The sequence below is a fragment of the Microcella alkalica genome (assembly GCF_014595885.1).
GTDB lineage: Bacteria > Actinomycetota > Actinomycetes > Actinomycetales > Microbacteriaceae > Microcella > Microcella alkaliphila_B.
Genome location: NZ_JABUKC010000001.1, coordinates 107,101 through 120,671 on the forward strand (window position 1 = coordinate 107,101; position 13,571 = coordinate 120,671).

Annotated in this window: 16 protein-coding genes; 7 read left to right on the plus strand and 9 right to left on the minus strand. The window is 72.9% G+C overall.

Features of this window, described 5'->3' with window-relative positions:
• Positions 1-8: 8 nt before the first annotated feature.
• Positions 9-1,013 carry a magnesium and cobalt transport protein CorA gene (locus tag ID804_RS00485; protein ID WP_169077019.1) on the plus strand — a complete coding sequence of 335 codons (1,005 nt, stop codon included), beginning with the start codon at positions 9-11 and terminating at the stop codon, positions 1,011-1,013.
• Positions 1,014-1,068: 55 nt separating this feature from the next.
• A complete protein-coding gene (locus ID804_RS00490; RefSeq protein WP_169077020.1) occupies positions 1,069-2,067 on the plus strand; it encodes an alpha-E domain-containing protein in 999 nt (332 codons plus the stop codon).
• Here ID804_RS00490 and ID804_RS00495 read toward each other — a convergent pair.
• Positions 2,054-2,293 (minus strand): hypothetical protein, encoded by a 240-nt coding sequence (locus ID804_RS00495; protein ID WP_317451118.1) that lies wholly within the window; start codon positions 2,291-2,293, stop codon positions 2,054-2,056. The two genes, ID804_RS00490 and ID804_RS00495, sit on opposite strands and share 14 nt — an antisense overlap.
• A gap of 31 nt (positions 2,294-2,324) precedes the next feature.
• Between ID804_RS00495 and ID804_RS00500 the strand changes: the two genes are divergently transcribed.
• On the plus strand, positions 2,325-2,786 hold the full coding sequence (locus ID804_RS00500) for a MarR family winged helix-turn-helix transcriptional regulator (protein WP_317451119.1): 462 nt from the start codon (positions 2,325-2,327) through the stop codon (positions 2,784-2,786).
• 34 nt (positions 2,787-2,820) lie between these two features.
• Here the strand turns inward: ID804_RS00500 and ID804_RS00505 are convergent, their stop codons facing one another.
• Together ID804_RS00505 and ID804_RS00510 are read right to left on the minus strand one after the other, a co-directional pair.
• On the minus strand, positions 2,821-4,152 hold the full coding sequence (locus ID804_RS00505; protein WP_169077023.1) for an MFS transporter: 1,332 nt from the start codon (positions 4,150-4,152) through the stop codon (positions 2,821-2,823).
• A complete protein-coding gene (locus ID804_RS00510) occupies positions 4,149-4,571 on the minus strand; it encodes a MarR family winged helix-turn-helix transcriptional regulator (RefSeq protein ID WP_169077024.1) in 423 nt (140 codons plus the stop codon). Before ID804_RS00510 ends, ID804_RS00505 begins: the two co-directional genes overlap by 4 nt.
• A 113-nt stretch (positions 4,572-4,684) precedes the next feature.
• Here ID804_RS00510 and ID804_RS00515 point away from each other — a divergent pair, with 113 nt between their 5' ends.
• Positions 4,685-5,557, plus strand: coding sequence for an alpha/beta fold hydrolase (locus tag ID804_RS00515; RefSeq protein WP_169077025.1), 873 nt, complete (start codon positions 4,685-4,687; stop codon positions 5,555-5,557).
• Positions 5,558-5,565: 8 nt separating this feature from the next.
• On the opposite strand, the gene ID804_RS00520 is transcribed toward ID804_RS00515, so the two are convergent.
• Positions 5,566-5,928: a cupin domain-containing protein gene (locus ID804_RS00520; protein WP_169077026.1), complete on the minus strand. Its 363-nt coding sequence runs from the start codon at positions 5,926-5,928 to the stop codon at positions 5,566-5,568.
• Between the two features lie 56 nt (positions 5,929-5,984).
• Between ID804_RS00520 and ID804_RS00525 the strand changes: the two genes are divergently transcribed.
• The 3 genes from ID804_RS00525 (at position 5,985) to ID804_RS00535 (ending at position 8,332) form a co-directional block, all read left to right on the plus strand.
• Positions 5,985-6,872, plus strand: coding sequence for a sulfurtransferase (locus ID804_RS00525; RefSeq protein WP_169077027.1), 888 nt, complete (start codon positions 5,985-5,987; stop codon positions 6,870-6,872).
• A 23-nt stretch (positions 6,873-6,895) separates the two neighbouring features.
• A complete protein-coding gene (locus ID804_RS00530; RefSeq protein WP_169077028.1) occupies positions 6,896-7,960 on the plus strand; it encodes a lipoate--protein ligase family protein in 1,065 nt (354 codons plus the stop codon).
• 63 nt (positions 7,961-8,023) lie between these two features.
• The gene (locus ID804_RS00535; RefSeq protein WP_169077029.1) at positions 8,024-8,332 is read left to right on the plus strand and encodes a hypothetical protein; all 309 of its coding nucleotides are present in this window, start codon (positions 8,024-8,026) and stop codon (positions 8,330-8,332) included.
• A gap of 176 nt (positions 8,333-8,508) precedes the next feature.
• Here ID804_RS00535 and ID804_RS00540 read toward each other — a convergent pair whose 3' ends face one another.
• The 5 genes from ID804_RS00540 to ID804_RS00560 all read right to left on the minus strand — a co-directional run bounded on the left by ID804_RS00540 (position 8,509) and on the right by ID804_RS00560 (position 13,487).
• Entirely contained in the window at positions 8,509-8,796 is a 288-nt protein-coding gene (locus ID804_RS00540; protein WP_169077030.1) for a GNAT family N-acetyltransferase, read from the minus strand.
• Positions 8,797-8,972: 176 nt separating this feature from the next.
• Positions 8,973-9,995 (minus strand): LacI family DNA-binding transcriptional regulator, encoded by a 1,023-nt coding sequence (locus tag ID804_RS00545; protein ID WP_169077031.1) that lies wholly within the window; start codon positions 9,993-9,995, stop codon positions 8,973-8,975.
• A 38-nt stretch (positions 9,996-10,033) separates the two neighbouring features.
• Positions 10,034-11,497: a GH1 family beta-glucosidase gene (locus ID804_RS00550; protein ID WP_169077032.1), complete on the minus strand. Its 1,464-nt coding sequence runs from the start codon at positions 11,495-11,497 to the stop codon at positions 10,034-10,036.
• Positions 11,494-12,444: a carbohydrate ABC transporter permease gene (locus ID804_RS00555; RefSeq protein ID WP_169077033.1), complete on the minus strand. Its 951-nt coding sequence runs from the start codon at positions 12,442-12,444 to the stop codon at positions 11,494-11,496. The genes ID804_RS00550 and ID804_RS00555 overlap by 4 nt, the downstream gene beginning before the upstream one ends.
• A complete protein-coding gene (locus tag ID804_RS00560) occupies positions 12,441-13,487 on the minus strand; it encodes a carbohydrate ABC transporter permease (protein ID WP_169077034.1) in 1,047 nt (348 codons plus the stop codon). Before ID804_RS00560 ends, ID804_RS00555 begins: the two co-directional genes overlap by 4 nt.
• Positions 13,488-13,571: the final 84 nt, after the last annotated feature.

A 13,571-nucleotide genomic window follows, 5' to 3' on the forward strand; every position in this document is an offset into this window, starting at 1 on the left:
GAGGCAGCATGTCCGTGATCGACACGGCCGTCTACGTCGACGGCGAGCGCACGCCCGACCCGCCTTCGCTCGACGTCGTCGCCGAGCTCACCCGCGAGCGCGGCGGCATGGCCTGGATCGGCCTGTACCGCCCGACGCCCGATGAGCTCGCGGGGGTCGCCGACGAGTTCGCCCTCAACGCGACCGCCGTCGAGGATGCCCACCACGGGCACCAGCGCTCCAAGCTCGATCGGCACAGCGACGACGACTTCGTCGTGCTCAAGCCCGCCCGCTACCTCGACGCCGACGAGCGCGTCGACATCGGCGAGCTGCACGTCTTCGTCGCCGCCGACGCCGTCATCACGGTGCGGCACGCCGAGTCGCCCGACCTCGCCGCGGTGCGGCGCCGCCTCGAGGTCGACCGTGAGCTGCTCGCGCTCGGCCCGCGCGCGGTGCTCTACGCGATCCTCGACCAGGTCGTCGACGAGTACGCGCCCGTGCTCGCCGGCCTCGAGAACGACATCGACGAGATCGAGGACGAGCTGTTCGCCGGCGACGACGCCGTGAGTCGCCGCATCTACGAGCTCTCGCGCGAGGTCATCGAGCTGCAGCGCGCCGTGCACCCGCTCGCCGGCATCATCCGCACGGTCGCGGTGGGCGTGCCCGACGGCCGGCTGCGCGACGCGTTCGCCGACGTGCTCGACCACGCCATCCGCGTCGGCGAGCGCGTCGACACCTTCCGCGCCGTGCTGCAGAACGCGCTGCAGGTCAACGCGACGCTCGTCACTCAGCGCCAGAACGCGGAGATGCGCGCGCTCAGCGAGGCCTCGCTGGTGCAGAGCAACGAGGTGCGCAAGATCTCGTCGTGGGCGGCCATCCTCTTCGCCCCGACCCTCGTCGGCACGATCTACGGCATGAACTTCACGGTCATGCCCGAGCTCGACGAGCCGTGGGGGTACCCGGCGGCGCTCGCCGCGATGCTCGCGACGAGCGTGGGGCTCTTCGCGATCTTCCGCGCGCGGCGCTGGCTGTAGCGGCCGTCACTGCGGCGAAACACTCGCGCAACACGCCGCCCCTAGGCTCCCCGCCATGACGGGCGTCGGCGAGCCCCTCGTGCGGGGAGCAGCGAGCACGACCTCCGCCGTGCCCGCGCACCTGCTGGCGCTGGGTCGCGCCATCGAGCGGGCCGACGCGACCGCGCGCATCCTCGAGGCGCACCTGCTGCTCGCGCGCGACGACCACTGGCTCGACGATGCGGCCGCGGCGCGCCTGCTGCTCGCCTCGTGCGGCGTCGACGCGCCTGCCGACCCGCCGTCGACGGCGCGCGCCGCCGACCGTCTGACCGCCGACCGCGCGCACCCCGCCTCGATCGCGCACGCCCTCGTCGAGGCGCGCGACGCCGCTCGCCTCGCGCGCGAGTCGCTGCCCGCCGAGCTCGCCGACATGCTCGTCGCCACGCGCGCTCGACTGCCGCGCAAGGTCGTCGGCCCGCGCGTCGGCGACTTCCTCGCGTGGGTGCGCGAGCGCTCGGCGATCGCCGTCGGCCTCGTCGAGTCGGCGGTCGCGCGCGGGGGCGCCTACGAGCTCATCACGCTCGGCCGCCGCCTGGAGCGCGCGGTCGCGACCTCGCGCGTGCTCGCCGCCCACGCGGGCGAGCCCGAGGCCAGCATCGGGTGGATGTCCGTGCTCCGCAGCGCCGGAGCCCACGAATCGCACGTGCGGGCCCATCGCGGTGCGCCCACGGCCGCGGCGACGATCGAGCTGCTCGTGCTCGACGAGCGCTTCCCGCGCTCGGTCGCCCAGTCGCTCGCCCGGGCGGAGGCGGCGCTCGCCGGGGTGCCCGGGCCGCCAGCGCTCTCGGCGCTACCCGGCGCGGGGGCGGCGGGGGAGGCAGGGTCGTCGCGTGTGGCGGTGCGGGCGCTCGCCGCCGCGCGCGCTGCGGCCGATGCGCTCGGCGGCGTCGTCGTAGCGGTCGGGCACGCCGACGACGAGCGTGCGGCGGGTCACCGCCGTGCGGCGCTCGTGACCCTGCTCGAGGCGGTCGTGCGGGCCGCCGACGAGGTGACGGCGGCGCTCAGCCCCGGGTAGGGCAGTGCAGCCGGGTCGGGGTCGTGCCGGCGCCGCGCTCGATCTCGTGCTCGGCCATGGGTTCGCCGCACATCGGGCAGCGCGGGTCGGCGGGCGGCACGTAGGGCTCCTCGGGGCGGCCGATGCCGACCTGGGCGGGGCCGGTGATGCGCCACAGCACGCGCCCGAACGCTCCCCAGAAGCCCGGCACGTCGTTCCACGGGTTCAGGGGATTTACTTTGCGCACGAATCAATCGTACGCCCCGTATTCTGAGGGCGTGAACCACTCGGACGACCCGCTCGCGCTCGACCGCCAGGTCTGCTTCGCCATCGCCGCGGCCGCCCGCAGCATCGTCACCGTCTACCGCCCCGTGCTCGAGCCGCTCGGGCTCACGCACCCGCAGTACCTCGTCATGCTCGCCCTGTGGGAATCCGGCGCGGTGCGGGTGAAAGACCTCTCCGAGCGCCTGCTGCTCGACCCGGCCACGCTGAGCCCGCTGCTGAAGCGGCTCGAGCAGCAGGGGCTCGTCGTGCGCCGCCGCGCGGTGGACGACGAGCGAGCGCTCGCGCTCGAGCTCACGCCCGCGGGTCGGGCGCTGCGGCAGCGCGCCGAGCAGGTGCCCGGGCGCGTGGTCGAGCGGCTAGGGCTGTCGATCAGCGAGCTGGAGGGCATCCGCGACGCCGCCACGCGGCTCATCGAGGCGAGCCGCCCGGTCGCGCCGCAGCCGACCGCGGGCTGACGCGCGGCACGCCGCCGCGACCCCCGCCGCCCGCTCAGCCTCGCCGGGCCGAGGCCTCGACGATCGCGATCTCCTGCGTCGCGGCCTCGAGGTCGTAGTCGTCGCCGTCGTAGCGCACTCGCACGCGCGGTCGCCACCAGGGGCCGCCGTGCCGACGCAGGCGCAGGTTGCGGGTCGAGCGCATCCAGATCACGGCGACCGCCGCCGCGATGACGCCGGCGAGCGCGGCGACGCCGAGCGCCCAACGGGGACCGAGCTCGTTGGCGACGAAGCCGATGAGGGGGCTGCCGATCGGAGCGCCGCCGATGAAGATCGTGTGGAACAGCGCCATCACACGCCCGCGGATCGCCGGCCGCGTGGTCGTCTGCACGTAGGCGTTGCTCGAGGTGATCATCGTGAGCGAGGTGAACCCGACCGGGATCAGCGCGAGGGCGAAGGTCTCGAACGTCGGCATGAGCGCGGCGCCGAGCGCGGCGAGCGCGAATCCCGCCGTCGCGAGCACGATGACGCGCAGCCGCGGTCGTTCTCGGCGGGCCGACATGAGGGCTCCCGCGACCGATCCGATGGCGAGGATGCTCGACAGCAGGCCGAACGCCGTGGCATCCCGATCGAACTCGACGCGGGCCATCGTCGCGGTGAAGATGCCGAAGTTGAAGCCGAACGTGCCCAGCAGGAAGATCATCGTGAACACCACGACGAGGTCGCCGCGGCGCCGCACGTAGAGGAACCCGGCGCGCAGCTGCCCGCGGCCCTTCTTCTCCTTCTTCATCGGGTGCAGCTCGTCGCGGCGCAGCATCGCCAGCGCGATGAGCGTCGCGAGGTACGTGAGCCCGTTGAGCACGATCACCCAGCCGACGCCGACGACGACGACGAGCACGCCGGCGACGGCCGGGCCGACGAGGCGCGCGACGTTGAACGACGCGGAGTTCAGCGCCACCGCATTCGGCAGCTGCGCCGTGCCGACGAGCTCGCTCACGAAGGTCTGCCGCACGGGCACGTCGAGCGCCGTGACGATGCCGAGCGCGAGCGCGAAGAGGTAGACCATCCAGAGCTCGGCGATGCCGAGCACGACGATGACGCCGAGGCCGAGCGCGAGCAGCCCCTGCACCGACTGCGTGATGGCGAGCAGCTTCCGGCCGTTGAGGCGATCGGCGAGGATGCCCGCGAAGGGCCCGACGACGAGCGCCGGCCCGAACTGCAGCGCCATCGCGAAGCCGACGGCAGCAGCATCCTCGTTCGTCAGCTCGGTCAGGATGAGCCAGTCCTGCGCCGTGCGGTTCATCCAGGTGCCGATGTTCGACACGATCGCGCCGATGAACCAGACGCGGTAGTTGAAGAGCCCGAGGCTGCGGAACATCGTCCTCACGAGTCGGCGAGCTTCCGCAGCACCGGGCGCACCGCTTCGAGCGCCGCGCGCTCGTCGTCGTCGAGCGCGTCCAGCTGGCGGTGGAACCACGCCGTGCGCAGGCGGCGCGTCTCGGCGATGAGCTCGACGCCCGCCGCGGTCAGGTCGACCCAGACCTGCCGGGCATCCTGCTCGCTCGGTTCGCGGCGCACGTAACCGGCGGCCTCGAGCGCGTTGAGGGTGCGGTTCATCGACGGCGGGCTCACGCGCTCGCGCTCGGCGAGCGCGCCCGGCGTCGAGCGGCCGTGCGTCTCGAGCTGCCACAGCACGCCGAGCTGCGTGTCGGTGACGCCCTCGCCGCCGCGCTCGGCACGGATGCGCCTGGCCACCTTCTGGATGAGCACGCGCAGCTCTTCGTCGGGGTCGCTCGCCGTCGTCATATCGGCTCCAGGGTAGATCATTACCCTGGCTAACGATCCCTCGCGGCGCAGCATTCCCGCAGGGGCGCGAGGCGGGCCCGGCACCCCTACGATGAACGCAGGGAGGCCCACCCATGGTGAAGTTCATCGCCGAACGCGACCACCGCACCTTCGTCGACGACCACGGCGTCACGATCCACTACTACGTCTGGGCGCCCGGCCGCCCGAAGGCCGTCGTGCAGCTCGCGCACGGCGTCGGCGAGCACGCGCTGCGCTACGAGGTGCTCGCGCAGGAGCTCGTCAACGCCGGCTACGCCGTCTACGCCGACGACCACCGCGGCCACGGCGCCACCGGCGTCGAGATGACGGGCGGCGACTCGTCGAGGATGGGCCGGCTCGGCCCCGGAGGGCTGCGCGCGACGGTGCAGAATCTGCGCGACCTCGCCACGATCATCCGCACCGACTGGCCGCAGCTGCCGGTCGTGCTGCTCGGCCACTCGTGGGGCTCGCTCATGGCGCAGATGCTGCTCAACGAGCACGCCGACGAGTACGAGGCCGCCGTGCTCACCGGCACCACGTACCGCATGCCCGGGTACATGAACTCCGGCGACCTCAACGCCAAGCACGCCCACCTCGGCGACACCGGAGCCGAGTGGCTCAGCCGCGACCCCGAGGTGCACCGGCTGTTCCGCGACGACCCGCTGACCTTCGACGCGACGATCCTCAAGCTGTTCGGCGTGCGCGACGGGCTGCGGCTCTTCGGCCGCCCGAAGCGCCTGCGCCGAGACATCCCGCTGCTCGTCATGGTCGGCGACGACGACTCCGTCGGCGGCGAGCGCGGCGCCGTCAAGCTCGTCGAGGCGTACGCGCACCGTGGCGGGCTGACCGACGTCGAACTGATCGTGTACGCGGATGCCCGGCACGAGATCTTCAACGAGCTCAACCAGGCCGACGTGCGCCGCGACCTCATCGCGTGGCTCGATGACCGCGTCGCGCCGAAGGTCTGACGCCCCGGTCAGTGCCCTTGCCCGCCGGGCAGCGAGACGGCCGTGAGCAGCATGACGCTGGGCTCGAGCGCCTCGACCCGGTGCGTCGCGTCGGGGATGCGCACGAGCATCCCGGGCCGCGCCTCGATGCTGCGCTCGCCGCCGTCGCCCGCCCACGACAGCCGCACCGCGCCGCGCAGCACGCGCAGCGTCGCCTCGCCGGGGTTGCCGTGCTGCGGCAGCCCGCCGCCGGTGTCGAACGCCATCGCCAGGTGGCGCAGCGTCGACTGCCCGAGGTCGAGCTTCAGGGTCGCGCGCCGCTCCGGTGAGGCGAGCGCCTGCTCGAGCAGGCGGTCGGCGAGACGGTCGAGGTCGACGGCGACGGTGTCCATGCCCGCACCCTACGCCGCACCTCGCACCCGCCGCACCGCCTGAGTAGCCTGGACCGATGCCGACGACGCTGCCGCCCTTCGTCTCCGCCGCCGACCTCGAGGCCCTGCAGGAGCGGGCCGCCGCCGGCGAGCTCGAGCTCGCGATCGCCGACGTGCGCTGGTACCTCGACGGCCGCTCCGGCCGCGACGCCTTCCACGCCGGCCACCTGCCCGGCGCCGTCTTTGTCGACCTCGACGAGTGGCTCGCCGCCGCGCCGAGCGCGGCCGAGGGTCGCCACCCCCTGCCCGACCCCGAGCGCTTCGCCCGCGGCATGGCCGAGGCCGGCATCGGCGACGGCACCACCGTCGTCGCCTACGACGACGCCGGCGGGGTCATCGCCGCCCGCCTGGTCTGGATGCTCCGCACCCTCGGCCGCGACGCCGCCGTGCTCGACGGCGGCATCACGGCCTGGCCGGGCGAGCTCGCGGCCGGTGCGGCGCTCGCCGCGCGCGCGGGCCGCCACCGCACCGAGGCGACGTTCACCGCGGCGCCGTGGCCGGCATCCGCCCTCGCCTCGATCGACGAGACGCAGCAGCGCGCCGCCGACGGCACCGCGATCGTGCTCGACGCCCGCACCGCCGACCGGTACGCGGGCGAGACCGAGCCGGTGGATGCCCGTGCGGGCCACATCCCCGGCGCCCGCAACCTCTCGGTGCGCGATCACGTCGCGGCCGACGGTCGGCTCAGGGCGCTCGACGAGCTGCGGGCCCGCTTCGCGTCGGTCGGCGTCGAGGGCGCCGCGGGCGAGGCGCCCGAGGTCATCGCGTACTGCGGCTCGGGCGTGACCGCGTGCCACGAGCTGCTCGTGCTCGAGCACGCGGGGCTCGGCCGCGGCCGGCTGTTCGCGGGCTCGTGGTCGCAGTACGCCGCCGACCCGGCGCGGCCGCTCGCGACCGGCTCCTAGCTCGACGCTCCTAGGCTGGCCTCATGCACGGTGAGACAGCGCATGGTGAATTCAAGGTCCCCGGAGGCAAGCTCGTCGTCGTCGACCTGGAGGTCGACGGCGGCGCGATCCGCGAGTTCCGGCTCGCGGGCGACTTCTTCGTCGAGCCCGACGAGGCGATCCCGGCGATCGAGGCGGCGATTGTCGGGATGCCCGCCGACGCCGATCACGCGGCGTTCGCGGCGGCGATCTCCGCGGCTCTGCCGCCCGGCACGGTGATGCTCGGCTTCAGCGCCGACGCGGTCGCGACGACGATCCGTCGGGCGCTCGCGCGGGCGACGGCGTTCACCGACTACGAGTGGAACCTCATCGTCGGCCCGCCGCTCACCCCGCAGCAGCAGATGGCCGCCGACCAGGTGCTCACCGAGGAGGTCGGCGAGGGCCGCCGCGGCCCCACCCTGCGCATCTGGGAGTGGGAGCGCCCCGCCGTCGTCATCGGCTCGTTCCAGTCGGTGAAGAACGAGGTCGACATGGAGAACGCGCAGAAGTACGGCTTCGAGGTCGTGCGCCGCATCTCCGGCGGCGGCGCGATGTTCATGGAGGCCGGCAGCGTCGTCACCTACTCGCTCTACGCGCCGATCGAGCTCGTGCAGGGCATGAGCTTCGCCGAGTCGTACGCCTTCCTCGACGAGTGGGTCATCGAGGGGCTGAAGAGCCTCGGCATCGAGGCCAGCTACCAGCCGCTCAACGACATCACCTCGACGAAGGGCAAGATCGGCGGCGCCGCGCAGAAGCGCCTCGGCTCGGGCGCCGTGCTGCACCACGTCACGATGAGCTACGACATGGACGGCGACCGCATGGTCGAGGTGCTGCGCATCGGGCGCGAGAAGCTCAGCGACAAGGGCATCCGCAGCGCCAACAAGCGCGTCGACCCGCTGCGCAGCCAGACCGGCCTGCCGCGCGAGGAGGTCATCGAGCGCCTCATCGCCACCTTCCGCGCGCGCAACGGCCTCACCGAGTCGGCCATCACGCCCGCCGAGCTCGAGCGCATCGACGCCCTCGTGGAGGAGAAGTTCGGCACCGAGGAGTGGCTCTACCGCGTGCCGTAGCGGCCCGTCTGTTCACCCGCCGTTCACCCGGGCCGCCCAGACAGCCCGGGTATCCTGGGCCGCATGCCGGTGTGGGGGTGGGTTCTTCTCGTGGGCGCGGCCGTCGCGCTCGCGCTCGTCGCGCACCTCCGCGGCTGGATCGACCTGAGCGACAAGAGCCGCCGCGGCGGCGTCGGCGGCGGACTCATCGGCGGCGTCGACGAGGTCTTCTTCCCGACGCGCCACGAGGCGCAGGTCGAGCTCGATCGGCAGACCATCCTGCCCGCGCCGGCTCCGACCCCCGGCGACGGCCCGAACGGCATCGTGGATGCTCCCGCCGAGTCGCCCTCCTACCGGGGCCGTCTGCGCCTCGACGTGCCGGCCGACCGCTAGCGCGAGCCGCGCGCGCCTCGCACCCGCCCGCTCCCTGAGCGCGCCGCTCGCCCGCTCCCCGCGCGCGTCGCTCGCCCGCGCGCTTCCGCGGGCTCTTGCGTCGAGACGGGCCTCCCGTTCGCCCGACTCGGCAGAAGAGCCCGCGTCGACGAGCCATCTCTGCCGGCGCGCGACCGTCAGCGGGTCGTGAGGTCGGCGTACTCGGGGTGGCGCCGCATCCACATCACCACGAACGGGCACGAGGGCACGATGCGGTCGGTGCTCTCGGTGCGCAGGTGGTCGAGGATCGCCTGCACCATCTCGCCGCCGACGCCCTTGTTGCGCAGGAACGGCGGCACCTCCGCGTGGATCAGCCGCAGCTGCCCGGGCGAGGCGTCGTAGACGATGAAGCCCTGCAGGGCTCCGGCGTCGTCGTGCACCACGTAGCGGTCGGCGTCGGGCTCGTGCGTGACGGTGAGGCTCATGCTCGGCACCCTACCCGCGCCGCCGAACACCGCACTCAGGCTCGGCGCCGCGCCGACACCGCACCGGCCGCGCCCGACTGCACGTGCGTAAACGACGAGAACGTGCGAAGAAGCGCACGCGCTGGTCGCAAGCGCACGTCGTGGCGAAGAACGAGCCGCTAGAGAGGCGCGCGCGACTACGCGCTCGCGCGCACCACAATGTCGGTCGGCAGGATGGCGGTGCGGTTCGTCGGCTCTCCGCGCAGCAGCTGCAGCAGCATCCGCGCCATCTGCTCGCCCATCTCCTCCGAGGGCTGGCGCACCGTCGTGAGCGGCACCGCGGCCGCCTCGGCGGCGGGGCTGTCGTCGAAGCCGAGCACCGCGACGTCGTCGGGCACCCGCACCCCCCGCTCGGCGAGCGCCGAAAGCGCGCCGACGGCCATGAGGTCGCTCGCGACGAAGAGCGCGTCGAACCCGCCGGCGTCGAGCAGCTCGCGCGCGGCCCGCGCCCCGCCGACCATGGTGAAGTCGCCGTTCGCGCTCGGGCCGGCCTCGAGCCCGGCCGCCTCGATCGCGCGCCGCCAGCCCTCGACGCGGTCGATGCCGGCGGGCATGTCGGGCGGGCCGGTGATCGTCGCGATGCGTCGGTGGCCCCGGTCGATGAGGTAGCGCACCCCGGCCTCGGCGGCCGCGGCGTTGTCGACGTCGACGAAGTGGGCGCCCGCGGCGGCGTCCGACCCGAGCGGGTGGCCGCCGAAGACGACGGGGATGCTGTCGCCCAGCTTCTCCAGGAAGCTGTCGCTCGAGTGGTGCGAGACCACGATCGCGCCGTCGACGCTGCCGCCGAGCAGGTAGTCGACGGTCTTCTGCGAGGGGCCGGGGTTCGCCAGGTGCAGGTTCAGCACGTAGTCCGAGGCGTCGAGCACGCGGCTGATGCCCCGCACGACGGCGGCGAAGTAGGGGTCGCCGAAGAACCGGGTCGTGTCCTCCGGCACGACGAGCGCGATGGCCATCGCGCGTCGGTTCGCGAGCGACCTGGCCGCGCGATTGGGGGTGTAGCCGAGGCGGGCGATGGCGGCCTGCACGGCCTCCACGGCATCCGGGCTCACCTTCGGCGAGGCGTTGACGACGCGCGAGACGGTCGAGCGCGAGACGCCCGCCTCGGCGGCGACCATCTCGAGGGTCGGCGCCGAGCGCGGGGAGCCGGCCTCGATCGTCATGCTGCGGAGTCTAGTGAGCGGTGCGCGCCGAGCCGCGCCTACGGCGCCGCGCCCTCGCGCAGCCCGCGGTCGGCGATGATGCGCTGGTAGCGCCGCCCGCTCGCCTTCACCGTGCGCTGCTGCGTGTCGTAGTCGACCCGCACGAGCCCGAACCGCTTGTCGTAGCCCCAGGCCCACTCGTAATTGTCCATGAGCGACCAGTAGAAGTAGCCGCGCACGTCGACGCCCGCGTCGATCGCGTCGAGCATCGCCGCGAGGTGCTGCTCGAGGTAGTCGGCGCGCTCCAGGTCGTCGACCGACCCGTCGGGCCCGACGACGTCGTCGTAGGCGGCGCCGTTCTCGGTGACGTAGAGCACCGTGCCGGCGGGCTTGGCGTACTCGGCGTCGACGCGCACGAGCAGGCGCGTGAGGCCTTCGGGCTGCACCTCCCACTGCATGGCGGTGACGGGCAGGCCCCGCGGGTGCCAGTGCACGCCCTCGTCGGCGGGGAACGGCGAGCGCTTGGGGCGCTCCGACGGCGCGGCGGGCGCGAGCGGCGTGCCCGTGAACGGATGCCCGCTGACGGCGTCGCCGTGGTAGTAGTTGACCCCCAGTGCGTCGATGGGCGTCGCGATCGCGGCGAGGTCGCCGTCGCGCACGGGCACGCTGACGCCGAGCGCGCCGAGGTCGTCGACGATGTCGGCCGGGTACGCGCCGCGGAAGATCGGGTCGAGGAACCACCGGTTGTGCTGCCCGTCGATGCGCCGCACCGCGTCGAGGTCGGCGGGGTCGCTCGCGTCGACGGGGTCGGCGACGGTGAGGTTGAGGGTAATGCCGAGCTGCAGTTCGGGGTCGCGGCGGCGCAGCTCCTGCACGGTCAGGCCGTGCCCGAGCAGCAGGTGGTGCGAGGCGGCGACGGCGGCCTGCGGATCCTGTCGGCCGGGGGCGTGCTCGCCGCTGAGGTAGCCGAGGAACGCGCTGCACCACGGCTCGTTGAGCGTCGTCCAGGCGTCGATGCGGTCGCCGAGCACGTCGTGCACGAGGCCCGCGTACTCGACGAACCGCAGCGCGGTGTCGCGGTTCGCCCAGCCCCCGGTCTCCTCGAGCGCCTGCGGCAGATCCCAGTGGTAGAGCGTCAGCCACGGCTGGATTCCCGCGCCGAGCAGGTCGTCGACGAGCCGCGAGTAGAAGTCGAGCCCCGCCGGGTTGGCGGCGCGCCCGTCGGGCTGCACCCGCGCCCACGACGTCGAGAACCGATAGGTCTGGATGCCCAGCTCGCGCATCATCGCGACATCCGAGCTCGAGCGCCGGTAGTGGTCGCAGGCCGGCTCGCCGTCGTCGCCGTTCACGACGGCGCCCGGCACGCGCGCGAAGGCGTCCCAGATGGAGTCGGTGCGGCCGTCGACGTGGGTCGAGCCCTCGATCTGGAAGGCCGCGGTCGCGACGCCGAACCGGAAGTCGGCGGGGAAGGCGCGCACGCCGGCGAGGGGCGCCGTGGTGGGCGCCGGGGTCGAGAGGGTCATCCCTTGACAGCTCCTTGCATGATGCCGCTGACCAGCTGGCGGCCGGCGACGATGAACAGGATCAGGAGGGGGATGGTCGAGAGCAGCACGCCCGCCATCACCACCGAGTAGTCGACGAAGTAGTTGCTCTGCAGCAGCGAGAGCGCCACCGGCAGGGTGGGGCTCTGCCGGTCGAGCACGATGAAGGGCCAGAAGAAGTTGGTCCACGTCGAGATGAAGACGAACAGCCCGAGCATGGCGGCGGCGGGGCGCGCGGCGGGCAGCGCGACCGACCAGAAGGTGCGGATCATGCTCGCGCCGTCGACGCGCGCCGCCTCGATGAGCTCGTAGGGCAGCGCCTGGCTGAGGTACTGCGTCATCCAGAACACGCCGAACGCGCTGACGATCGCGGGCAGGATGACCGCGCCGAGGCTGCCCGCGAGCTGCAGCTGCGTCATCGCGATGAAGAGGGGCACGACGCCGAGCTGGGTCGGCACGGCCATCGTCGCGATGACGAAGACCAGCAGCCCGTTGCGGCCGCGGAAGCGCAGCTTCGCGAACGCGAACCCGGCGAGCGTCGAGAACCACACGACCGAGGCGGCGACGACCGTGGAGACGATGATCGAGTTGGTGATCGCCTTCCAGAAGTTGACGCTGTCGTTCTCGATGACGGCGGCGGCGTTGGCGAGGAAGTTGCCGCCCGGCCACCACACGATGTCCTGCCGCGTGATCGTCGTCGCGTCGCCCGAGCCGATGAGGAACGACCAGTAGAGCGGGAAGACGCTGCCCAGCAGCACGGCGATGAGGAAGCCGTAGGCCATCCACCCGGGGCGCTGCCCGTTGACCAGGCGGCGACGACGGGGCGTGCGTCCGGCACGGCGAGCCGCGGCGCGCTCGGCGGGCGACGACCCGCGCGGAGCATCCGCGTCATCGGCGATCGGGGCGAGGGGGATGCTGGGCGCGCTCATCGGGCTGCCTCCTTCTGCGCGGCGCGGCGCTGCGATCGCGCGAGCACCTTCTGCGGGCTGTCACCCGACGCGATGGCGCGCGTGAGGGCGAGGTTGATGAGCCCGACGATGACGATGATGAGGAAGAGCAGCCAGGCCACGGCCGCCGCGCGCCCGAAGTTCAGCTGGCCCCACCCGAGGTTGTAGAGGTAGATCGTGATGGTCATCCACTGACCGGATGCCCCGCCCTGGCCGAACTGGTCGAACATGCGCGGCTCGTCGAAGATCTGCAGTCCGCCGATCGTCGAGGTGACGATGACGAAGATGAGGGTCGGCCGCAGCTGCGGGATGGTGATGGAGAAGAACTGCCGCACGAGGCCGGCGCCGTCGATCATGGCGGCCTCGTAGTAGTCGCGCGGGATCGCCTGCATCGCGGCGAGCAGGATGAGGGCGGTGTAGCCCGTCCAGCGGAAGTTCACCATCGTCGCGATCGCGAGGTGGCTCGGCAGCACCTCCGAGTGCCAGCCGATCGGGTCGAGCCCGAGGCGGCCGAGCATGTTGTTGATGAGGCCGTACTGGTCGCCGAACATGTTGCTGAAGATGAGGGCGACCGCGACGGGGGCGACGACGTAGGGCAGCAGCACGCCCATGCGCCAGAAGGTCTTGGCGCGCAGGTTGCGGTCGAGCACGGCGGCGATGAGCAGGGCGGCGATGACCTGCGGCACGGCCGAGATGAGGAAGATCGAGAAGGTGTTGCGCAGGGCGATCCAGAACTGCGGCTGGCCGAGCACGAAGGCGAAGTTCTCGAAGCCGACGAAGTCGCCCTGGCCGCCGATGAGGTTCCACTCGTGCACCGAGACCCATGCCGTGTAGAGCAGCGGGAAGAGGCCGACGATCGCGAACAGGATGAAGAACGGCGAGATGTAGAGGTACGGCGAGACCTTGACGTCCCACCGCGAGAGGGTCTGCGAGAGCGCGATCCGTCGCGGCGAGCGCTCCGGCCGCAGGGCGGGCGGCGGGCTCGCGAGGGCGGGGCGCTCAGGGCGCGTGGCCGTCGTGGTCATGGGGATGCTCCCGAGGAGTGGTTCGTGGGGGAGGGGCCGCGCGGCGCGGGTCGTGCGCCGCGCGGCCCCCAGGGGGTGGAGAGG